We start from the raw sequence: 19,523 nt of genomic DNA, 5'->3' as shown, positions 1-19,523 counted from the left end.
GCCATGCTAGGACGGCCCGACGCGGCACCGGGCCGGCGCGCGACCGGTTCGTCCCCGCGCATGAGCAGGCCCCGTCCAGGGGTGGAGCGGTCCCGCGCCCCCCGTCGCTGCGCTGCGCGTCCGGTGGTTCCCGGGGCCGGCGTGAACGAACGGGCACGCAGACGGGGGCGCCACCGGTCGGTGGCGCCCCCGCGGGAACGTGCCTCCCACCCGCGCGGGGTGGGTGCCGCGTCAGCGGCGGTCGGCGGTGGTGAGCTCGGTCTCGCGGTTGATGACGCTGCGCGAGCCGGCGGCACCGGCAGCTGCGGCGCCGACGGCACCGAGCAGTGCGCCACCGAAGGTCCACCACGCGGCGGTGGAGGCCTGCTCGGCCGTCTGCGCGGCCTGCTGCTCCACCTGCTGCTGGTCGACCTGCTGGTCGGCCTGCGTGGCGGCGTCCTCCACCTGCTGCGCGGTCACGTCGACCTGCGAGGAGACGACCCCGGCCAGGTTGCCGACGGCGCCGAGCAGCGCGCCACCCAGCCACCCCGCGAGCACGAGAACGGCGAGGATGGAGGTGGCCCAGGTGAGGAAGCCGTGGAGCAGACCACCGCGGACGGCCAGCGCACCGGCGACGTAACCCGCGACGGCGAGCGCGAGGGCCAGGGCGATGAGCGACCAGATGCCGGTGGCGACGCCCGAGACGCCGTCGAGACCCATGGCAGCACTGGCGATGTTCAGCACAACCGTGAGCCCGAGGAACGTCACGACGCCGGCGAAGATGGAGCCCCACGAGATGTTCGGGGTGCGGCGCGAACGGTCGGTGCCGATCAGCGCCTCCTGCACGGCGTGGTCGTCACGCGCGGGACGCCGCTCGACGCGCGAGGCGCCATCGGTGTCCACGGTGCGGGTGGAGGCGGCGGTTGCGGCCTCCGGGGCGCGGTTGGCGCCGTCGTGAGGGCGGGGGGATGTGGTCATGACTGTCTCCTGACACGAGGTTGGGTTGGGGCGCACACCCCGCGAGAGGGTGGGTCGAGCGGCGATGGGCGCGCGCCACGCGCCGATCTGTGGACCGGCACAATGAACACCATAGCCACCACACCCGCCCACGCAAGCGATGGCCGTGGCTTGCGGCGAAAAATCCTTCTTTTCACCCTTTCGGGGGGCCACTGTGATGGATGTGAATGCCGGCGAATGGCGCGCCTCCCGGCGCGCGGCGGGGAGCACTCCCCCCTGTCACTGCCTGATCGGACGGGGGTGTCAGCCGTGACGGCGTACCTCGGATCTGTTGCAGAGAATGAGAGGGACACCCGCGGCCACGACCACGGTGAAAACGAACCAAGAATCGTCGAAGAATGTCGTGAGCCCGCGCAGGATCGCGCTGACCCAGATCACCAGCGACCCCCAGGTGAGGGCCATCCAGTGGCGCATGCGCCACGTCCGCGAGGCGCGCGCCATGCCGTGGGTCATCATGGCGGCGATGCCCAGCGCCACGGCCAGGAGCACCGAGAGGATGGCGCCGGCCACCGCGGGCCCCGCGACGGCATAGGCCAACAGCATGAGGGCGACACCGGTCAGGAAGGTGCCGCGGAGGCTGGCATCGTCGGCGTCACGCACCGGCGTCACCGTGAGGCTCGGGTCCGAACGCAACGCCACGACGCCGAAGGGGGCCGCCGCGCAGACGGCCGCGACCAGCGCCGTCCACCAGGGCAGTTCCAGCCCGGGCACGACGGCCACGCTCATCATCAGCGCGGCGTACGGCACGAGCGACGCATATCCCCAGGCGGCACGCCACCGGGGCAGGAGCGTCCGACCCAGGTTGGCGAGGTGCCCCACCCCCGCGGCCGCCCCCCAGGCGAAGAACGGCAGCAACGCCGGCAGTTGCCCCTCGAAGCGAAAGGCGTGCTGGGTGGCGATGAGTCCGCTGGTCAGCACGAAAGCGCCGACGAGCGTCGCGGCGAGCGCACCGACGACCGTGGGCAACAGGGTCCGCTCACGCGGCATGGGCACCTCCGGGGGGGACGAGGGCGGTCAGAGGGAGAGGCGGTCGCGGACGACGCCCGCCAACCGCTCGGCCACCTCGGTCGCCCGCTCCTCGGTGGTTGCCTCGACCATAACGCGCACCAACGGCTCCGTGCCCGAAGGACGCAGCAGGACACGGCCGGTGTCGCCCAGTTCCCTGCCCGCCTGGGTCACCGCGGCCGTCACCTCGGGATCGATGCCGGCCCGTGCCTTGTTCACCCCGGGAACGTTGACCATCACCTGGGGCAACCGCGTCATGACGCCGGCCAGATCCGCCAGCGTCGCACCGCTGGACACGACCTGCGCCGCCACGTGCAAAGCGGTGAGCACGCCGTCGCCGGTCGTGGCGTACTGGCTCATGATCACGTGCCCGGACTGCTCTCCGCCCAAAGTGAACCCGTTGGCGTTCATCGACTCCAGGACGTAGCGATCGCCCACCTTCGTCTGGTCGACGCGCACGCCGCGGGCACGCATGGCCTGGAGGAAACCCAGGTTGCTCATCACGGTCGCGACCACCGTGTCGGAGTGGAGCGCGCCGGAGTCCTTCATGGCGAGGGCCAAGATGGCGAGGATCTGGTCGCCGTCCACCATCTCCCCCGTCGCGTCGACGGCCAGACACCGGTCCGCGTCCCCGTCGAAGGCGAAACCGAGGTCGGCGCCGTGGTGGAGCACCGCGACCTGCAGGCCCTCCGGGTGCGTGGAGCCGGACTGCTCGTTGATGTTCAGGCCGGTGGGCGAGGCGTGGATCGTGATGACCTCGGCACCCTGGGCCTCGAAGGCGGCCGGACCCGTCATGTGGGCCGCTCCGTTGGCACAGTCGAGCACCACCTTCAACCCGTGCAGGCTGCCGGCGTCGCCCAACGAGGAGACGAGGTGGGCGACGTAGGCCTCCACCGCCTCGTGACGCGTCGTGACGCGTCCGACGGCCGCACCGGTCGGCCTGACCCACGTCTGGTGCATGCGCGCCTCGATCATGTCCTCGAGGTCGTCGTCCAGCTTGACCCCGCCACGGCTCACGAACTTGATGCCGTTGTCGGGCATCGGGTTGTGGCTGGCGCTCAGCATGACCCCGAGGTCGGCGTCCAGTTCGTTGACCAGAAACGCGAGCCCGGGCGTGGGGACGACCCCGAGACGGACGACGTCCACCCCTGCGGACGCCAGCCCTGCGACCACCGCCGCCTCGAGGAACTCTCCGGAAGCGCGCGGGTCATGCGCAACGAGAGCCACCGGACGGTGACCCTCGAAAACCCCGGCCTCGCCGAGGACGTGCGCGGCCGCCACCGAGAGCTCGAGAGCGAGCTCTGCGGTGAGGTCGACGTTCGCCTTGCCCCGGACCCCATCGGTTCCGAAGAGACGCGCCACGGTCAGCGCTTGCTGTACTGCGGCGCCTTGCGCGCCTTCTTGAGGCCGGCCTTCTTGCGCTCCTTCACCCGCGCGTCACGGGTGAGCAGCCCGGCCTTCTTCAGCGCGGGGCGGCTGGCCTCGGCGTCCACGGCGTTGAGCGCGCGGGCGATGGCCAGGCGCAGCGCGCCGGCCTGGCCGGTGACGCCACCGCCGACGATCTTGGCGATGACGTCGTAGGCGCCCTCGACCCCGGCCGTCACGAACGGCTCGTTGATCGTCTGCTGGTGCAGCTTGTTGGGGAAGTACTCCTCGAGCGTGTGCCCGTTGATGCGGAACTCCCCGGAGCCCGGCACGAGCTGGGCGCGGGCAATGGCCTCCTTGCGGCGGCCGGTGGCCGCCCCGGGGGCGATCAGCGCCGGGCGCTCGCCGGGGGCGGCGGACGTGGGCGTCGCCTCCGAGCGGTAGGAGATCTCGCGGTCACCCTCGGTGAACGGGGTGGCCTCGACGGCTTCTTCGGTAACGGTGTCGGTCACGGTGGTTCCTCGCGTCACTGGGCGATCTGGGTGATCTGGTACGGCTGCGGCTGCTGCGCCGCGTGCGGGTGCTCGGGGCCGGAGTAGACCTTGAGCTTCTTCAGGACCTGGCGGCTGAGACGGTTCTTGGGGAGCATGCCCCAGACGGCCTTCTCGATCGCCTTGCGCGGGTCCTTCGCGATGAGCTCGCCCATCGGAACGGCCTTGAGGCCGCCCGGACGGCCGCTGTGGCGGTACGCGAGCTTGTCGGTGGCCTTGTTGCCGGTGAGGGCGACCTTGGAGCCATTGACGACGATGACGAAGTCGCCGCCGTCGACGTGCGGGGCGAAGGTGGCCTTGTGCTTGCCGCGGAGCAGCGTCGCGACGGTCACCGCCAGTCGACCGAGCGTGACGTCGGTGGCATCGATGACTTGCCAGTTCCTGGTGATCTCACCAGGCTTGGGGCTGTACGTAGACACGGACACAGACCATCTTCCGTTAAAGAGTTGACAATTCGGATCGTGCGCGGCGCACCCCGGGCAGGGCGCACGCATGCGCAACAGCGAGCAAGTCTATCCGCGCCGGGCGAGCGGGTCAAAACCGCGCGGTGCCCCGCGTCGCCGTGCGCGTCAGAGGCTCCCGGAGTGGGAGGCGCCCGTGAGGCGTCCGGCCCACGACGACCCGCCCGCACTACAAATCGTAGGAGACACGCTCGCCGTGGCCCCGCGGGGGCGTGAATGGTGGCATTGTGTCGGCCATGAGTTCGAGGGTGAACAACACAGAGATCCAGGTGAACGATCCCGACGACGTGCGCAACGTGGTGCTGGTCGGGACGGCGGGATCGGGCAAGACGTCGCTGTTCGAGAACCTGCTGCGCGCCCGCGTCGCCGGCTACCGCGGGGAGAAGAGCGACGCCGAGCGCCTCTCCCAGCTCTACCTCGCCTCGCTCGTCACGGGCGACGTCGTGGTGAACCTGCTGGACGCCCCGGGCAACCCGGACTTCGTCGGCGAGCTGCGCGCCGGCATCCGGGCGGCGGACGCCGCGATCTTCGTCGTCAGCGCCGCCGACGGGGTCGATGGTGCCGCGCGGGTGCTGTGGGAAGAGTGCGCCGCCGCCCACCTGCCCCGCATCATCGCGCTGAGCAAGATGGACGCCGCGCGCGGCAGCTTCGACGATGTGGTCGAGGAGTTGAAGGACGCCCTCGGGGCGGGCGCCCTGCCCACCCACGTGCCGGTCCGCAGCGGCGGCGCAGGCCCCGGGGCGCAGGCCGTGACGGGAACGGTGGGCGTCTTGTCGCACCGGTTCCGCGACTACGCGGGGGGCGGCGACCCGGTGTTGGTCGAGGGCGACGAGCGTCACGCGGAGCTGGTGGAGACCCACCGCGGGCCCCTCATGGAAGGCCTCATCCAGGAGGCGGAGGACGATGAGCTCATGGACCGGTACCTCGAGGGTGACGACCCGGGCCGGGAGTACCTGCTCGGTGACCTGATGAGGGCCACCGCGGGCGCCAATCTCTTCCCCGTGGTGCCCGTCGTGGCGTCGAGCGGCGTCGGGACCGAGGAGCTGCTGAGCCTCATCGAGTTCGGCTTCCCGACGCCGAGCCTGCACCCCAACCCCACCACCGTGCAGCTCACCGGCGAGGAGGCCGGCCCGCCCCCCACCGATCCGGAGGCGCCGCTGGTCGCCCAGGTGATCCGGACCACGACGGATCCCTTCGCCGGGCGGCTGTCGATGGTGCGCATCTTCGCCGGCACCCTGCGTGCGGACGCCTCCGTCCACGTCTCGGGGCACCGATCGTTCTTCGCCGGCGCGGAGGATGCCACCCATCCCGACCACGACAGCGCCGAGCGGATCGGTCAGATCCAGCACGCCGTCGGCAGCCGACTCGTGGCAAAGGACCACGCGATCGCCGGCGAGATCGTCATGGTGCCGAAGCTGGCCCACGCCGGGACGGGTGACACCCTGTCCGACCCCGACCATGTGGTGGTCGTCCCGAACTGGCGCACGCCGGAGGCGTTGCTGCCGCTGGCGATCCGCGCGGCGTCCCGCAACGACGAGGACAAGCTGGCCACCGCGCTGCAGCGCCTCGCGGTGGAGGACACCGACGTGCGGCTCGCGCGGGGGGCGTCCGACCAACTCGTGCTGTGGACGACGGGGCCCGCGCACGCCGACCTGCTCCTGGCGCGCCTCAAGGACCGCTACGGCGTCAACGTCGTGCAGGAGGACGTGAAGATCGCGTTGCGGGAAACGTTCGTGGCCAAGGCGTCCGCGCAGGGCCGGCACGTCAAGCAGTCCGGCGGGCATGGTCAGTACGCGGTGGTCACCATCGAGGTGGAGCCGCTGGAGCGCGGGGCGGGTTTCGAGTTCGTCGACAAGGTGGTCGGTGGCGCCGTGCCGCGCCAGTTCATCCCCAGCGTGGAGAAGGGCGCCCGGGCGCAGTTGGAGCGGGGGGTGGTCGCGGGGTATCCGATGGTCGACGTCCGGGTCACGTTGCTCGACGGCAAGGCCCACGCGGTCGACAGCTCCGACATGGCGTTCCAGATGGCCGCCGGCGCGGCGCTGAAGGAGGCGGCGTCCGACCCGACGGTCACGGCCGTGCTCGAGCCGGTCGACCTCGTGGAGGTCACGGTCAGCGAGGAGTACATGGGTGCGATCATGACCGATCTGTCCGCACGCCGCGGGCAGCTCCAGGGCCAGGACGCCGACGGCCGCACCGTGGTCGTCCGCGCGCTGGTACCCCAGCTGGAGCTCGCCCGCTACGCCATCGACCTGCGCGGCCTGGCCCACGGCTCGGGCACGTTCCACCGGACCTTCCACGGCTATGAGCTGATGCCCCCACACCTCCTCCCCTGAGGGCGCCGACACGCACGCTCCTGCCCCAAACTCCGGTTCCGGTGACGGAGTTTGAGGCAGAAAGTGGAGTATGAGCCAACGACCGGTCAGCGCGGCCCGGCCCCGCGCGGGGGGCCGGGGGCGTCGGACGCCTCGGAGTCCGCCCCCTCGGGTGCCACGAAGCCCTCGTCGACCCGGCCGCGCGGAAACACCCAGAGCCGCAGCATCAGGTAGATGTAGATGCCCTCGCAGCAGGCCGTCATCACGCGAGCGACCATGATGTGCAGCCCGGCGAGGTCCAGCAGGGAGGCGAAGCCGACGATCCAGATCAGGTAGTTGCTGACGATGACGAGGACGTACTTGCCGGTCTGCTTACCCAGGTCGCCGTGCTCACGGAAGTTCAGCCAGCGGTTCAGGATGAACGCGTACACCGAGGCCAGCGCGTACCCGACCGAGAACAGAATCCCGTACGGCAGCGTCAGGAACTGGCTGATGAGCGCCAGGAAGGCCATGTCGAGCAGGAAAGCGCTGCCGTTGATCAACGCGTAGCCGATGAAGGTCTTGGGCACGACGCGGCGCACCGGGCCCGGCAGAGCTGCGTGGATCCGCCGCATCAACGACGCGAACCGCAGGGCGGCCGGGCCGTCGGCGGCGTCGTCGTTCATGGACGCGAGAATACGCGCTTAGGCCTCCGCGCGCCTCGCGCAGCAGCCCGCGACCGAGACGGCCCCCGCCGTCACCGACCCGACGCCGCTGCCACCCAGGGTGGGAGCCCACCCCCACGGGCAGCCCGCCTCAGATCGAGAACTGCGCTTCGTAGCCCACCGGAATGGCGTCGGAATCGACGATCATCTTCCCGAACGGGAAGCACGTCACCGGGATCATCTTGATGTTCGCGATCGCCAGCGGGATGCCGATGATCGTCACCGCCTGCGCGGCCGCGGTCGTCACGTGCCCCACGGCGAGCCAGACACCCCCGACGATGAACCAGAGCACGTTGAGCAGTGCGGCGCCGGTGCCCGAGCCCGGCTTCGACACGACGGTCTTGCCGAACGGCCACAGGGCGTACGCCGCCATGCGGAAGGAGGCCACGCCTGCAGGAATCGTCACGATCAGCAGACAGGCCAGCACGCCGAAGAAGAAATAGCCGATCGCCAGCCACAACCCTCCGAAAACAAGCCAGACAAGATTCAGGACGGCCCTCATGATCGCTCCCTCCCCGACGCGGGCACCCGCCCGGCGACGTGCCCCCAGCGTAGCCCGCGGGTAGGCTCACGGCCGTGCCGCGCTCCGAACACCGCGTCCACCGCGAGGTGGTCTCCTACGTGCGTCGCAGTGCCCGCATGAACCCCTCCCAGGAGAAGGCGTGGGACTCCCACGCCGGACGCCTCGTCGTCGACATCCCCCCGCGCGTGACCTCCACGTCGGTCCACCCGGAGGCCCACGTCGACTGGGACGCCGTCTTCGGACGCCGCGCCCCCCTCGCCGTCGAGATCGGCTCCGGACGCGGTGAGGCGCTGGTTGCCCTCGCCGAGGCCCACCCCGACTGGAACATCGTGGCCTTCGAGGTGTTCCAGCCGGCCGTGGCGTCCACGCTCGGCCGCATCGCCCGCCAGGGCGTCGAGAACGTCCGCATCGTGCTCGCCAACGGCGTCGAGGGCCTCACCGTGCTGGTGCCCCCTGCGTCCCTCACCGAGCTGTGGACCTTCTTCCCCGACCCCTGGCACAAACCCCGCCACCACAAGCGACGCCTCGTCAGCCCGGACTTCGCCGCTCTCGTGGCCGCACGACTCACCCCGTCCGGCACCTGGCGCCTGGCGACCGACTGGGCCGACTACGCCGAGGCCATGCGCGCGGTGCTGGACGCGGCCCCCGGCCTGGTCAACGCGCACGCCTCCGACGGTGGCTGGGCGCCCCGGTTCGCCGAACGTCCGCTCACCAAGTACGAGGCCCGCGGCCTGGCCGCCGGCCGCACGGTGTACGACCTCACCTACGTCCGCGCGGACGCGGCACACCTCCCTGCCGCTCCGGCCGAACCCGCGGCGTCCCCCCCCCGCGTCCCCCCGCCCCCCGGGCCGGACGCCCCACCCGTGGTCGGCGACCTGGTTCACCGCGTCCGGCGGCCCGACGCCGACGCGACGGGCGGCGTCCCCCTGTGACCCGCCTCCGCCTGGACCTCGCCTACGACGGTGCCGCCTTCCACGGCTGGGCCGCCCAGACCGGGCTGCGCACGGTGCAGGGCGAACTCGAGAGCTGGATCACCCGCATCCTGCGGCTGGAGACCCCTGCCACCCTGACGGTGGCCGGACGGACCGACGCCGGCGTCCACGCCCGCGGCCAGGTCGCCCACCTCGATCTGCCCGATCCCACCGCGCTCCCCCAGCCCACCGCGCTCCCCGACCCCATTGCGCCCGGCGAGGCCGCGCTCGCCGCCCAGCTCGGCCACCGACTGGGCCGGGTGCTGCCCGCGGACCTCGTCGTGCGCCGCGTCACCGTGGCCCCCGACGGGTTCGACGCGCGCTTCTCCGCGCTCTGGCGGCGCTACGTGTTCCGCCTGGCCGACGCAGGTGTGGACCCGTTGCACCGCGGCATGGTGGTGCGCGTCGACCGCCCGCTGGACGCCGACGCCATGGCCCGGGCGGCGGCCGCCCTGGTCGGGCTGCACGACTTCGCGGCCTTCTGCAAGCGCCGCGAGGGGGCCACGACGATCCGCGACGTCCACACCTGCGCGGTGCGCCGCGAAAGTACGGGCGAGTTCGCGGGCACCGTGAGGGTGGAGTTGCGGGCCGACGCCTTCTGCCACTCGATGGTGCGTTCGGTGGTCGGGGCGCTGGTCGCGGTTGGCACCGGGCGCCGCGACGCGGCATGGTTGGCCGCGCTCGTGGACGCCCCCCACCGGGCCGGGGACGTGACGGTCCTGCCCCCCCACGGCCTCGTGCTCGAGGAGGTCGGGTACCCCCCGGACGACCAGCTCGCCGCCCGTCAGCTCGCGGCCCGGGCGCGACGCGACCGACCCGAGGAGAACCCATGACCCACTACTTCCTGCCCCCCGAGGGGCCCGAGCTCCGGCGCACGGTCACCGCCCGCTTCTGGGACACCTCGTGGGACTTCACCACCGCCAACGGCGTCTTCAGCGCCGACGGCCTCGATCTGGGCACGGGGGTGCTGCTGCGCACCCACACCCCGTCCGCGTCCGCGCGGCGGTTGCTGGACCTGGGGTGCGGCTACGGCGTGGTGGCCGTGGCGCTGGCGTCCGCGAGCCGGCACGCGCAGGTGGACGCCGTGGACGTCAACCCGCGCGCGCTGCGGCTCACCGCTCTCAACGCCACCGCGCACGGGGTGGGTGACCGGGTGCGCGCCCTGCAGCCCGACGAGGCGGACGCCGACGCCCGCTATGACGAGATCTGGTCGAACCCCCCGATCCGCATCGGCAAGGAGGCCCTGCACGATCTGCTGCTGCAGTGGCTCCCGCGGCTCGCCGACGGGGGCGTCGCCCGCCTGGTGGTCGGCCGCAACCTGGGGGCGGACTCGCTGCAGCGCTGGCTGGTCGACCAGGGTTGGGCGTGCGCGCGCACGGCGTCCGCCAAGGGGTTCCGCGTATTCGCCGTGACACGACCCTTGGCAAGCGGGGAGTGAATGGCTAGCGTGGGTCCACCATCCACCGACGGAAAGGAGCCCCATCATGGGCTTGGGTGACGAGATCAAGAACAAGACCCAGCAGGCGGTTGGCAAGGTCAAGGAGGGCATCGGCGACGCCTCGAACAACGAGCAGCTCGAGGCCGAGGGCAAGAAGGACCAGCTGGCCGGCCAGGCCAAGGACGCCGTCAACGACGCCAAGGAAGGTGTGGCCGGCGCGTTCAACGACACCGTGGACGGCGCGCGGGACGACCGGCGCTGAGCCCACCACCGTGGCCCGAGGGGGTCGGCCCGTCCGGGCCGGCCCCCTCGCGCTCACCCGGGACCGGTGACCTGGCGGGGGCCTTGCTCTGGGGTGTTGCGCACGGGGCGGCACGGCATAGGCTCGGGACAGGAGCTGTTGTCCCCGACAACGCCACCCATCGAGAGGACGAAACCCATGGTGTACACCCTTCCTGACCTCGACTACGACTACGGTGCGCTGGAGCCGCACATCTCGGCCCAGATCATGGAGCTGCATCACAGCAAGCACCACCAGACCTACGTGACCGGCGCGAACACCGCCCTCGAGAAGCTCGCCGAGGCCCGTGAGAACGGCGAGTTCGGCCCGATCAACAAGCTCGAGAAGGACCTCGCGTTCCACCTCGGTGGCCACGTGAACCACTCGGTGTTCTGGAAGAACATGTCCCCCGACGGCGGCGGCGAGCCCACCGGCGAGGTCGCCTCCGCGATCGACGAGTTCTTCGGCTCGTTCGAGGGCTTCCAGAAGCAGTTCAACGAGGTCGCCAACGGCATCCAGGGCTCCGGCTGGTCGATGCTGGTGTGGGACACGCTGGGTCAGCGCCTCAACATCAACCAGCTCTTCGACCAGCAGGGCAACCTGCCGGTCGGGCAGCTGCCGATCCTGCAGCTCGACATGTGGGAGCACGCGTTCTACCTGCAGTACAAGAACGTGAAGGGCGACTACGTCAAGGCGTGGTGGAACGTCGTGAACTGGGCCAACGTGGCCGAGCGCCTCGAGGCCGCGCGCGCGGCCAAGGTCTCCTTCTGACCGACGCGGCATGTCCCGGCGGGGCCGGCACCCCATCGTGGGTGCCGGCCCCGCCGCACGTGCGGCGTCCTGACCGCGTCTCCCCGGCGGACGGCAACCTGATGGAAACCTGAGAATCCAGTGGCTTTCATTAAGAAACCGCGGCACGATGGACACGTCGATTTTCCTCACCTCAGGAGTCTGTGTCGTGCCTGTCTCGAAGAAGCTGGTGGCCGCTGCCGCGAGCGCTGTCGTCCTCGTCGGTGGAGGGACCGCCGTGGCCGTCTCAACGCCAGGTGCGTCCGCCTTCACGAGCGTGGTGGCCACGCCGGCGCCGGCGCCGGTGAGCCCCGTCACGGTCTCCGCGCACGGTCTCTCGTCCACCGTCGAGGTGGAGCGCCTTTCCGTGGCCGCCGCGCTCGTCGCCGCGGGGGTGGAGCTGCAGGCCAGTGACCGCGTCACGCCGGAGCTCGGCTCGCCCCTCGCGGCCGGGGACACGGTCACGGTCTCGCAGGTGAGCAGCATCGACTGGACCAAGAAGGTGACGCTAGCCTTCGAGACCACCAACGTCAACGACCCGACGCTGGAGAAGGGCACGACGAAGGTCCGTACCGAGGGCGTCGAGGGCGAGAAGGTCGAGACCTACCGCACCACCACCGTCGCCGGCGAGGTCGAGGGCATCGCGCTCGTCGGCGAGCAGGTGACCAAGGAGCCCGTGACGAAGGTCGTGCTCGTCGGCACGAAGGCGCCGGCCCCCGTGGCGACTGCCGCGCCCCGCACCAGCGAGGTGACCTCCCGTTCCAGCGAGCGGACGGCCGCGGCCTCGTCCTCGTCCTCGTCCTCCAGCGCAAGCACCACGGCCGCCCCGGCTCCGGCCGCTGAGGAGGCTGCTCCGGCTCCCAGCTCCGGCGCCGGCATCGACCTCTCCCGCGCGGCGATGTGGGATCGCATCGCGCAGTGCGAGTCCACCGGACGTTGGAACATCAACACCGGCAACGGCTACTACGGCGGTCTGCAGTTCAACCTCGGCACCTGGCGTTCGGTGAACGGCACCGACTTCGCGGCCTACCCCCACCAGGCATCCCGCGAGGAGCAGATCACGGTGGCGAACCGCCTCTACGCCCAGCGCGGGCTACAGCCCTGGGGCTGCCGTCACGCCGCCTGACCCACCCCGCCCCCCCCCCCGCCCCGCCCACCCCGCGGGCGGCGACACGCACACTCAGGGCTCAAACTCCACGATCGGTGGTGGAGTTTGAGCCCTGAACCGTCGTTTGAGCATCTCGCGTACCTTGGCCGGATGTGACCCCGGGTCACCGCCTGGTCTGGTTGATCGGACGCCGCCAGCCGCCCCGGTTTGGTGGCGCTACCGTCCTCGCCTCGACCTCGGCCCGCCCGATGCATGCCACCAGACCGGACCTGACCCTGACTGCGCCCGCGCGAAGCCGGCGTCGCTCCTCCCATGATGGACGCCTCCTGAGGCGCGCTCCGCCCCCCGGGCGCCAGCGCGGTCAGAACCCACGTGGCGCGCTCTCACCCCACGTGGCGCACTGCCGCTCACGTGGCGGCCCGTCCAAGGCCCTCCACGTGAGTTTCACTGCGCCACGTGCGCTCCACTGCGCCACGTGCGCCCCACTGCGCCACGTGAGCTCCACTGCGCCACGTGCGTCCATTGCGGCACGTACGGCCCCAGTGCGCCACGTACGTCCGGGAGGGTGCCACGCCCGTCCCCCCGCACCGCGAAAGCCCTCCCCCGCCCCAGCCGTCCCCCACCCCAGCCCTCCCCAGCCCCAGCCGTCCCCAACCCCAGCCCGCGCCAACCCAGCCCGCGCCAACCCAGCCCGCCCCGACCCGGCACGTGCACAACGCCGGACGCCCGGCCCCCCACAGGGAGAACCGGGCGTCCGACGCGCGTGCTGAGCCGTCAGGCCTTGTCGGCCTCAGGCTCGACGTCCGCAACCTCAGCGTCTGCAGCGGTGGCGCCGGTGTCGGCCACGGCCGTGTCCGTCTCGGGGGCCTCGGCCTCCTGGACAGCCGCGGTCTCCACCGCAACGTCCTCGGTGGCCTCCGTCTGCGGGGCGTCGACGGCCACGGTCTCCTCGGCCGTGGCCTCCTCCGCCGGAGCCGCAGCGGCCGACGCCGCGGCCGCCCGCGTACGCGCGGGCTTGGCGTCCGTACGGGTGGCAGCCGGACGCGACCCGGACGCCTTCGCCTTGTTCTTGCGCGACTCCTCGAGGGATTCCTCGACGATCTCGATGACGGCCATCGGGGCGTTGTCGCCCTGACGGTTGCCGATCTTGGTGATGCGCGTGTAACCGCCGGGGCGATCCGCGACCTTCGGCGCGATCTCGGTGAACAGGACGTGCACGACGCCCTTGTCCGTGATCGTGCGCAGCACGATGCGACGGCTGTGCAGGTCGCCGCGCTTCGCCTTGGTGATCAGCTTCTCGGCGAGCGGACGGACGCGCTTGGCCTTGGCCTCGGTCGTCGTGATGCGGCCGTGCTCGAAGAGCTGGCTGGCGAGGTTGGCCAGGATGATCCGCTCGTGGGACGGGCTACCGCCCAGACGGGGACCCTTCGTGGGCTTGGGCATGGTGGTTCAATCTCCTCGCGGTATCAGTACTGGTCGTCGGTGTCGTCGTCGGCGTACTCGACCTCGTCGTAGCTGCCGAGCGCGGCGAGCGGATCGAAGCCGGGAGCGCTGTCCTTCAGGGAGAGGCCCATCTCGTGGAGACGGAGCTTGACCTCCTCGATGGACTTGCTGCCAAAGTTGCGGATGTCGAGCAGATCCTGCTCCGAGCGCGACACCAGCTCGGAGACGGTGTGGATACCCTCGCGCTTGAGGCAGTTGTAGCTGCGCATCGTGAGCTTGAGCTCCTCGACGGGCAGCGCCAGATCGGCGGCCAACTGCTCGTCGACGGGCGACGGGCCGATCTCGATGCCCTCGGCGTCGACGTTCAGCTCGCGGGCCAGGCCGAAGAGCTCCACGAGGGTACGCCCGGCGGACGCCACGGCGTCGCGCGGCGTGATGGCCTGCTTGGTCTCCACGTCGATGATCAGGCGGTCGAAGTCGGTGCGCTGCTCGACGCGGGTGGCCTCGACCTTGTAGGTGACCTTCAGCACGGGGCTGTAGATCGAGTCGACGGGGATGCGGCCGATCTCGGAGTCCACACCCTTGTTCTGGACGGCGGAGACGTAGCCGCGGCCGCGCTCGACGACCAGCTCCATGTCCACCTTGCCGCCCTCACCGAGCGTGGCGAGGTGCAGATCGGGGTTGTGGATCTCGACCCCGGCCGGCGGCGCGATGTCGGCCGCCGTCACGGCGCCGGCACCGGCCTTGCGCAGGTACATGACCACCGGCTCGTCCTCCTCGGAGGACAGCACGAGCTGCTTGATGTTCAAGATGATCTCGGTCACGTCCTCGACAACCCCGGGCAGGGTGGAGAACTCGTGGGCGTTGCCCTCGATCTTGATGCTCGTCACGGCCGCGCCCGGGATGGACGACAGCAGCGTGCGGCGCATGGAGTTGCCGAGGGTGTAGCCGAAGCCCGGCTCCAGCGGCTCGATGACGAACCGGGAGCGGTAGTCGTCGGCGACCTCCTCGGTCAGGGTGGGGCGCTGTGCAATCAGCATGTGGTGGTTCCTCTCCGCCGCCCGCTATTTGACGGCGTCCAGTGGGCTCGGCACCCTGCCGGGCCCGGAAGTCGGGGTTGGTGCGCCACGGACGCCCGGGGTGACCGGACGAACCGGCCACCCCGGGCGCGTGGGGTCACTTCGAGTAGAGCTCGACGATCAGCTGCTCGGAGACGTCGATCGTGATCTGGTCACGCGTCGGCAGCTGGTGGACGAGGATCCGCATGCGGTTCGGCCGCACGGTGAGCCACGCCGGCACGCTGCGCTCGTGGTGCAGCTCGCGCGCGATGACGAACACGTCGGAGTTCAGCGACTTCGGCTTGACGTCGATGATGTCGTAGGGCGACACCCGGTAGGACGGGATGTTGACCTTCTTGCCGTTCACCAGGAAGTGGCCGTGGACCACGAGCTGGCGGGCCTGACGCCGCGTCGAGGCGAACCCAGCGCGGTACACGACGTTGTCGAGACGGCTCTCGAGGATCTGCAGCAGCACCTCACCGGTCTTGCCCTGCTTGCGCACGGCCTCTTCGTAGTAGCGGCGGAACTGCTTCTCGAGAACGCCGTAGGCGAAGCGCGCCTTCTGCTTCTCGCGCATCTGGAGCAGGTACTCCGACTCCTTGATGCGGCCGCGGCCGTGCTGCCCCGGGGGGTAGGCGCGGCGCTCGAACGCCTTGTCGTTGCCCACCAGGTCGGTGCCGAGCCGGCGGGACTTCTTGGTGATGGGTCCGGTGTAACGGGCCATGGTGTGTCCTTCTCTTTCTCGGGCTCAGACGCGACGGCGCTTGGGCGGGCGGCAACCGTTGTGCGGCACGGGGGTCACGTCGGAGATCGGGCCGATCTCCAGACCCAGCGCGCCGAGGCTGCGGATCGCGGTCTCACGGCCGGAGCCGGGGCCCTTGACGAAGACGTCCACGCGCTTCATGCCGTGCTCCATGGCGCGGCGCCCGGCGGCCTCGGCCGCCATCTGGGCGGCGAACGGCGTCGACTTGCGGGAGCCCTTGAAGCCGACGGTGCCGGCGGACGCCCAGCTGATCACGGCGCCGTTGGCGTCGGTGATCGAGATGATCGTGTTGTTGAACGTGCTCTTGATGTGCGCCTGTCCGGCGGTGACGTTCTTCTTCTCCTTGCGGCGAACCTTGCTCTTCGCCGAAGCGGCGCTCTGCGCCTTGGTACGGCCTGCGGTAGCCATGTGTCAGATCTCCTTCTGCCTCAGGCGCCGCGTCAGCGGGCCTTCTTCTTTCCGGCGACGGCCTTCTTGCGGCCCTTGCGGGTGCGCGCATTGGTGCGGGTGCGCTGCCCGCGGACCGGGAGGCCCATCCGGTGACGGCGGCCCTGGTAGCTGCCGATCTCGATCTTGCGGCGGATGTCGGCGGCGACGGTACGACGGAGGTCACCCTCGGTCTCGTAGTTCGCCTCGATGAAGTCACGCATCGCGACGAGCTGGTCGTCGGTCAGGTCCTTCACGCGGACATCGCCGCTGACGCCGGTGGCGGCGAGGATTTCCTTGGCCCGGGTGCGTCCGATGCCGAAGAGGTAGGTGAGGCCGATCTCGGTGCGCTTCTCGCGCGGCAGATCGACTCCGATGAGACGTGCCATCAGGCGTGTCCTTTCGTTGTACGGCCCGGTGTGGGCCGCGAAGGTGTGTGGCGTGACGCGTCCCGCGCGCCTGAGCGCGGGCCTCGGCCTTCGCACCGAGGGTGGAACCAGCCGGCGTGGCGTGCGGGGTCACTCCCCCGCCCCGGCTGGGTCTGCAGTCACGTTCTTCAGTTGTGTCGACGCACCCGGGTGGGTGGACGACGTGCGGCCCTACGTGCCCGGCCGCACCAGGGGCGTCAGCCCTGGCGCTGCTTGTGGCGCGGGTTGTCGCAGATGACCATCACGCGACCGTGCCGGCGGATCACCTTGCACTTGTCGCAGATCTTCTTGACGCTCGGCTGAACCTTCATCGAGCTACTTTCTCTGCTGTGTCCGGGCATGGCCGAGGGCCGTGCTCGAACGGGGACGGACGTGCGCTACGGGTGTAGCGCGGATCACTTGTGCCGGTAGACGATGCGACCGCGCGTGAGATCGTAGGGGGACAGCTCGACGACCACACGGTCATTGGGAATGATGCGGATGTAGTGCTGCCGCATCTTGCCGCTGATCGTCGTCAGCACCTTGTGCCCATTGCCGAGTTCCACCCGGAACATCGCGTTGGGCAGAGCCTCGACGACGGTGCCCTCCATCTCGAGGGCGCCTTCTTTCTTGGCCATGATCTCCTTGGAATCGACGGGACGCATCGCCACCTGGACGCAGGTGACCGACAGTCCATACTACTCCGGACCCCAGGGCGGCTCAAATCGGCAGGGACGCCTCCCCCGCGGACACCCCCCCGCGGACGCCGCCGCCGCGCCCATCCGCCCCGGCAGGGCGACGCATCACCGTGCAGCCGACGGCGTCCTCACAACAGGATCAGCAGCACCAGGACGACCAGAACCATGAGCGCGACACCGCCAGCTGCGGCCAGCAGCACCGTGGTCATCGGCCGCGGCGCGGACGCCGGCGCGACCTCCCCGGGCGGAGTCGTCCCGACCTCGACGAGCGCCGGGGTCTCGTGCGTGGCCACCGAGGGCAGATCCTGCACGACCGGAACCACCTCCCCCAGCGTCGAGGCGGAGAACAGGCGGTCGAGGTGGGCGTGGTAGGCATCACTGCCCACGGCCCCGTCGGCGTACGCCTCGTTCAACCGCGCGACGAGCCGGTTGCGCTCGTCGGCGTCCAGCGCGGCGTGCGGCATGGACACGTACTTGGACGAGCGCGGGAGTTCGGGCACGCCGCCATGGTAGCCGGTCGGCCCTTCCCCCCGGCCGATCAGAACAGACCCGTGACGCGGCCGTCAGGGCCGAGATCCATGCGCGTCGCCGCCGGCGTCGACCCCAGCCCCGGCATCGTCTGCATGTCCCCCGCGAGTGCGTAGACGTAACCCGCCCCCGCGGCCAGCCGCACCTCTCGGATCGGCAGCTCCCAGCCGGTGGGGGCGCCACGGTCCTGCGGCCGCGCCGTCGTGGAGAGGTGCGTCTTGGCCACCAGCACCGGCAGCGCGCCGTACCCCAGCTCCTCCAACCGGGCCACCTGGCGGGACGCCTCGGGTGCCAACGCCACCGAACCCGCCCCGTACACGTCGCGCGCGAGGGCGCCCAGCTTCGCCTCCACGCCCGCGTCCACCGGGTAGTGGAACCGCAGCTCGGACGCCTCGGCGGACGCCTCCCACACCGCCTCGGCGAGGTCGACCGCTCCCGCACCCCCGTCCGCCACCGCGGTCGACACCGCGCACCGGACGCCCCGCTCGGCCGCCCGGGAGGCGATCACCGCGTGCTCGCTGGGGTGGTCGCCGGGGAAGGCGTTGATCGCCACCACCGCGGGAACGCCGGTGGACGCCACGATGTCGAGGTGGTGGTCGAGATTCGCCAGACCGGCGGCGACCTCGTCGGGCCGCTCGGCCAGCAGCTCCGCGGGGAGCGGGCGTCCCGCCACCACCCGGTGCGCGCCGGAGTGCACCTTGAGCGCACGCACCGTCGTCACCACCACGGCGGCGTCCGGCCGGAACCCCGACGTCCGACACTTGACGTTGACGAACCGCTCATAGCCGAGGTCCGCGCCGAACCCTGCCTCGGTCACCACCACGTCGGAGCGACCGAGCCCGACGTGGTCGGCCACGATCGAGCTGTTGCCGGTGGCGATGTTGCCGAACGGCCGGGTGTGGACCAGGGCCGCCTGACCCTCGAGCGTCTGCACCAGGTTGGGGCGGACGGCGTCCGCCAGCAGCACCGCCATGGCGCCCGCCGCCTTGAGGGCCTCAGCGGTCACGGGCCGGCCGTCGCCGTCGAAGCCCACCACGATGCGGCCCAGCCGTGCCCTCAGGTCGTCCAGGGAGGTCGCCAGGCCGAGCAGCGTCATGACCTCCGATGCTGCCGTGATGTCGAAGCGGGTCTCCCGGGGCACCCCGTCCAACCGCCCGCCCAGCCCCACCACGATGTGGCGCAGGGCGCGGTCGTTCATGTCGAGCACCCGGCCCCACGTGATCGAGTGCGGCACGAGGCCCAGGGCGTTGCCGTGGTGCAGGTGGTTGTCCACCATGGCCGCGAGCAGGTTGTGCGCGGCCGTCACCGCATGGAAGTCACCGGTGAGGTGCAGGTTCATCGTCTCCATCGGGATGACCTGGCTGTGGCCCGCGCCGGCGGCCCCACCCTTGATGCCGAACACCGGCCCCAGCGAGGGCTGCCGCAGGGCGACGGACGCCTCGAGCCCCAGCCGGCCCAACCCCTGCGTCAGCCCCACCGCCGTCGCCGTCTTGCCCTCCCCGAGCGGCGTCGGCGTCACCGCCGTGACGACCACGTAGCGCCCCCGGGGGCGCCGAGCCCCGACGGCGGCGAGCTCCACCTTGGCGGCGTGACGTCCGTAGGGCTCGAGGTCGTCCTCGGTGAGGCCGAGGCGTCCACCGATCTCGGTCAGCGGACGCGGGCGAGCGGACTGGGCGATCTCCAGGTCGGTCAGCACA

Annotated in this window: 23 protein-coding genes; 7 read left to right on the top strand and 16 right to left on the bottom strand. The window is 71.0% G+C overall.

The features are described from left to right. Positions 1 to 231: 231 nt before the first annotated feature. From PCC79_RS04930 to rplM, 5 genes are all read right to left on the bottom strand, one after another. Positions 232 to 957 carry a hypothetical protein gene (locus tag PCC79_RS04930; RefSeq protein WP_232548950.1) on the bottom strand — a complete coding sequence of 242 codons (726 nt, stop codon included), beginning with the start codon at positions 955 to 957 and terminating at the stop codon, positions 232 to 234. A 282-nt stretch (positions 958 to 1,239) separates the two neighbouring features. Beyond that, on the bottom strand, positions 1,240 to 1,983 hold the full coding sequence (locus tag PCC79_RS04925) for a hypothetical protein (protein ID WP_232548951.1): 744 nt from the start codon (positions 1,981 to 1,983) through the stop codon (positions 1,240 to 1,242). Between the two features lie 27 nt (positions 1,984 to 2,010). Beyond that, positions 2,011 to 3,363, bottom strand: coding sequence for a phosphoglucosamine mutase (gene glmM / locus PCC79_RS04920; protein WP_232548952.1), 1,353 nt, complete (start codon positions 3,361 to 3,363; stop codon positions 2,011 to 2,013). 2 nt (positions 3,364 to 3,365) lie between these two features. After that, complete coding sequence (rpsI, locus tag PCC79_RS04915) at positions 3,366 to 3,878, bottom strand: 30S ribosomal protein S9 (protein WP_232548953.1); 513 nt, start codon at positions 3,876 to 3,878, stop codon at positions 3,366 to 3,368. Between the two features lie 14 nt (positions 3,879 to 3,892). Beyond that, the gene (gene rplM, locus PCC79_RS04910) at positions 3,893 to 4,336 is read right to left on the bottom strand and encodes a 50S ribosomal protein L13 (protein WP_342373592.1); all 444 of its coding nucleotides are present in this window, start codon (positions 4,334 to 4,336) and stop codon (positions 3,893 to 3,895) included. Positions 4,337 to 4,614: 278 nt separating this feature from the next. Here rplM and PCC79_RS04905 point away from each other — a divergent pair, with 278 nt between their 5' ends. Then, positions 4,615 to 6,711, top strand: coding sequence for an elongation factor G (locus PCC79_RS04905; RefSeq protein WP_342373162.1), 2,097 nt, complete (start codon positions 4,615 to 4,617; stop codon positions 6,709 to 6,711). A gap of 86 nt (positions 6,712 to 6,797) precedes the next feature. Here PCC79_RS04905 and PCC79_RS04900 read toward each other — a convergent pair whose 3' ends face one another. Continuing rightward, the gene (locus PCC79_RS04900) at positions 6,798 to 7,355 is read right to left on the bottom strand and encodes a GtrA family protein (RefSeq protein ID WP_425325654.1); all 558 of its coding nucleotides are present in this window, start codon (positions 7,353 to 7,355) and stop codon (positions 6,798 to 6,800) included. A 130-nt stretch (positions 7,356 to 7,485) separates the two neighbouring features. Then, positions 7,486 to 7,896: a YccF domain-containing protein gene (locus PCC79_RS04895; protein WP_232548957.1), complete on the bottom strand. Its 411-nt coding sequence runs from the start codon at positions 7,894 to 7,896 to the stop codon at positions 7,486 to 7,488. A 74-nt stretch (positions 7,897 to 7,970) separates the two neighbouring features. Here PCC79_RS04895 and trmB point away from each other — a divergent pair, with 74 nt between their 5' ends. From trmB to PCC79_RS04865, 6 genes are all read left to right on the top strand, one after another. Further along, the gene (trmB, locus tag PCC79_RS04890; RefSeq protein WP_342373161.1) at positions 7,971 to 8,849 is read left to right on the top strand and encodes a tRNA (guanosine(46)-N7)-methyltransferase TrmB; all 879 of its coding nucleotides are present in this window, start codon (positions 7,971 to 7,973) and stop codon (positions 8,847 to 8,849) included. After that, complete coding sequence (truA, locus tag PCC79_RS04885; protein WP_232548959.1) at positions 8,846 to 9,721, top strand: tRNA pseudouridine(38-40) synthase TruA; 876 nt, start codon at positions 8,846 to 8,848, stop codon at positions 9,719 to 9,721. The genes trmB and truA overlap by 4 nt, the downstream gene beginning before the upstream one ends. After that, entirely contained in the window at positions 9,718 to 10,326 is a 609-nt protein-coding gene (locus tag PCC79_RS04880) for a class I SAM-dependent methyltransferase (protein ID WP_232548960.1), read from the top strand. The genes truA and PCC79_RS04880 overlap by 4 nt, the downstream gene beginning before the upstream one ends. 46 nt (positions 10,327 to 10,372) lie before the next feature. Continuing rightward, positions 10,373 to 10,588, top strand: a complete 216-nt coding sequence (locus PCC79_RS04875; RefSeq protein ID WP_232548961.1) for a CsbD family protein — start codon at positions 10,373 to 10,375, stop codon at positions 10,586 to 10,588. Between the two features lie 177 nt (positions 10,589 to 10,765). Next, entirely contained in the window at positions 10,766 to 11,377 is a 612-nt protein-coding gene (locus PCC79_RS04870) for a superoxide dismutase (RefSeq protein WP_342373160.1), read from the top strand. Positions 11,378 to 11,564: 187 nt separating this feature from the next. Beyond that, the gene (locus PCC79_RS04865) at positions 11,565 to 12,521 is read left to right on the top strand and encodes a resuscitation-promoting factor (protein ID WP_342373158.1); all 957 of its coding nucleotides are present in this window, start codon (positions 11,565 to 11,567) and stop codon (positions 12,519 to 12,521) included. 756 nt (positions 12,522 to 13,277) lie between these two features. Here PCC79_RS04865 and rplQ read toward each other — a convergent pair. The 9 genes from rplQ to PCC79_RS04820 form a co-directional block, all read right to left on the bottom strand. Then, the gene (rplQ, locus tag PCC79_RS04860; protein ID WP_232548963.1) at positions 13,278 to 13,946 is read right to left on the bottom strand and encodes a 50S ribosomal protein L17; all 669 of its coding nucleotides are present in this window, start codon (positions 13,944 to 13,946) and stop codon (positions 13,278 to 13,280) included. Between the two features lie 23 nt (positions 13,947 to 13,969). Continuing rightward, a complete protein-coding gene (locus PCC79_RS04855; protein ID WP_232548964.1) occupies positions 13,970 to 14,986 on the bottom strand; it encodes a DNA-directed RNA polymerase subunit alpha in 1,017 nt (338 codons plus the stop codon). Positions 14,987 to 15,122: 136 nt separating this feature from the next. Beyond that, positions 15,123 to 15,728 (bottom strand): 30S ribosomal protein S4, encoded by a 606-nt coding sequence (rpsD, locus tag PCC79_RS04850; RefSeq protein ID WP_232548965.1) that lies wholly within the window; start codon positions 15,726 to 15,728, stop codon positions 15,123 to 15,125. A 24-nt stretch (positions 15,729 to 15,752) separates the two neighbouring features. Then, on the bottom strand, positions 15,753 to 16,175 hold the full coding sequence (gene rpsK / locus PCC79_RS04845; RefSeq protein WP_232548966.1) for a 30S ribosomal protein S11: 423 nt from the start codon (positions 16,173 to 16,175) through the stop codon (positions 15,753 to 15,755). A gap of 32 nt (positions 16,176 to 16,207) precedes the next feature. Next, positions 16,208 to 16,582: a 30S ribosomal protein S13 gene (rpsM, locus tag PCC79_RS04840; RefSeq protein ID WP_232548967.1), complete on the bottom strand. Its 375-nt coding sequence runs from the start codon at positions 16,580 to 16,582 to the stop codon at positions 16,208 to 16,210. 236 nt (positions 16,583 to 16,818) lie between these two features. Then, positions 16,819 to 16,932, bottom strand: a complete 114-nt coding sequence (gene rpmJ / locus PCC79_RS04835) for a 50S ribosomal protein L36 (protein ID WP_002514836.1) — start codon at positions 16,930 to 16,932, stop codon at positions 16,819 to 16,821. Positions 16,933 to 17,016: 84 nt separating this feature from the next. Then, the gene (infA, locus tag PCC79_RS04830) at positions 17,017 to 17,238 is read right to left on the bottom strand and encodes a translation initiation factor IF-1 (protein ID WP_232548968.1); all 222 of its coding nucleotides are present in this window, start codon (positions 17,236 to 17,238) and stop codon (positions 17,017 to 17,019) included. A gap of 188 nt (positions 17,239 to 17,426) precedes the next feature. Further along, the gene (locus PCC79_RS04825) at positions 17,427 to 17,798 is read right to left on the bottom strand and encodes a DUF1707 domain-containing protein (RefSeq protein ID WP_342373157.1); all 372 of its coding nucleotides are present in this window, start codon (positions 17,796 to 17,798) and stop codon (positions 17,427 to 17,429) included. A 38-nt stretch (positions 17,799 to 17,836) separates the two neighbouring features. After that, positions 17,837 to 19,522, bottom strand: coding sequence for a formate--tetrahydrofolate ligase (locus tag PCC79_RS04820; RefSeq protein ID WP_342373156.1), 1,686 nt, complete (start codon positions 19,520 to 19,522; stop codon positions 17,837 to 17,839). Between the last annotated feature and the right edge of the window lies 1 nt (position 19,523).

The sequence above is a fragment of the Propioniciclava soli genome (genome assembly GCF_038502305.1).
GTDB lineage: Bacteria > Actinomycetota > Actinomycetes > Propionibacteriales > Propionibacteriaceae > Propioniciclava > Propioniciclava soli.
This window is presented reverse-complemented; position numbering and strand designations above follow the sequence as displayed.

Bases quoted from the DNA above. Each gene is read 5' to 3' on its own strand.
- PCC79_RS04930 (WP_232548950.1), bottom strand. From the start codon at position 957: ATGACCACATCCCCCCGCCCTCACGACGGCGCCAACCGCGCCCCGGAG.
- PCC79_RS04925 (WP_232548951.1), bottom strand. From the start codon at position 1,983: ATGCCGCGTGAGCGGACCCTGTTGCCCACGGTCGTCGGTGCGCTCGCC.
- PCC79_RS04905 (WP_342373162.1), top strand. From the start codon at position 4,615: ATGAGTTCGAGGGTGAACAACACAGAGATCCAGGTGAACGATCCCGAC.
- PCC79_RS04900 (WP_425325654.1), bottom strand. From the start codon at position 7,355: ATGAACGACGACGCCGCCGACGGCCCGGCCGCCCTGCGGTTCGCGTCG.
- PCC79_RS04895 (WP_232548957.1), bottom strand. From the start codon at position 7,896: ATGAGGGCCGTCCTGAATCTTGTCTGGCTTGTTTTCGGAGGGTTGTGG.
- PCC79_RS04880 (WP_232548960.1), top strand. From the start codon at position 9,718: ATGACCCACTACTTCCTGCCCCCCGAGGGGCCCGAGCTCCGGCGCACG.
- PCC79_RS04875 (WP_232548961.1), top strand. From the start codon at position 10,373: ATGGGCTTGGGTGACGAGATCAAGAACAAGACCCAGCAGGCGGTTGGC.
- PCC79_RS04870 (WP_342373160.1), top strand. From the start codon at position 10,766: ATGGTGTACACCCTTCCTGACCTCGACTACGACTACGGTGCGCTGGAG.
- rplQ (WP_232548963.1), bottom strand. From the start codon at position 13,946: ATGCCCAAGCCCACGAAGGGTCCCCGTCTGGGCGGTAGCCCGTCCCAC.
- PCC79_RS04855 (WP_232548964.1), bottom strand. From the start codon at position 14,986: ATGCTGATTGCACAGCGCCCCACCCTGACCGAGGAGGTCGCCGACGAC.
- rpsD (WP_232548965.1), bottom strand. From the start codon at position 15,728: ATGGCCCGTTACACCGGACCCATCACCAAGAAGTCCCGCCGGCTCGGC.
- rpsK (WP_232548966.1), bottom strand. From the start codon at position 16,175: ATGGCTACCGCAGGCCGTACCAAGGCGCAGAGCGCCGCTTCGGCGAAG.
- rpsM (WP_232548967.1), bottom strand. From the start codon at position 16,582: ATGGCACGTCTCATCGGAGTCGATCTGCCGCGCGAGAAGCGCACCGAG.
- rpmJ (WP_002514836.1), bottom strand. From the start codon at position 16,932: ATGAAGGTTCAGCCGAGCGTCAAGAAGATCTGCGACAAGTGCAAGGTG.
- infA (WP_232548968.1), bottom strand. From the start codon at position 17,238: ATGGCCAAGAAAGAAGGCGCCCTCGAGATGGAGGGCACCGTCGTCGAG.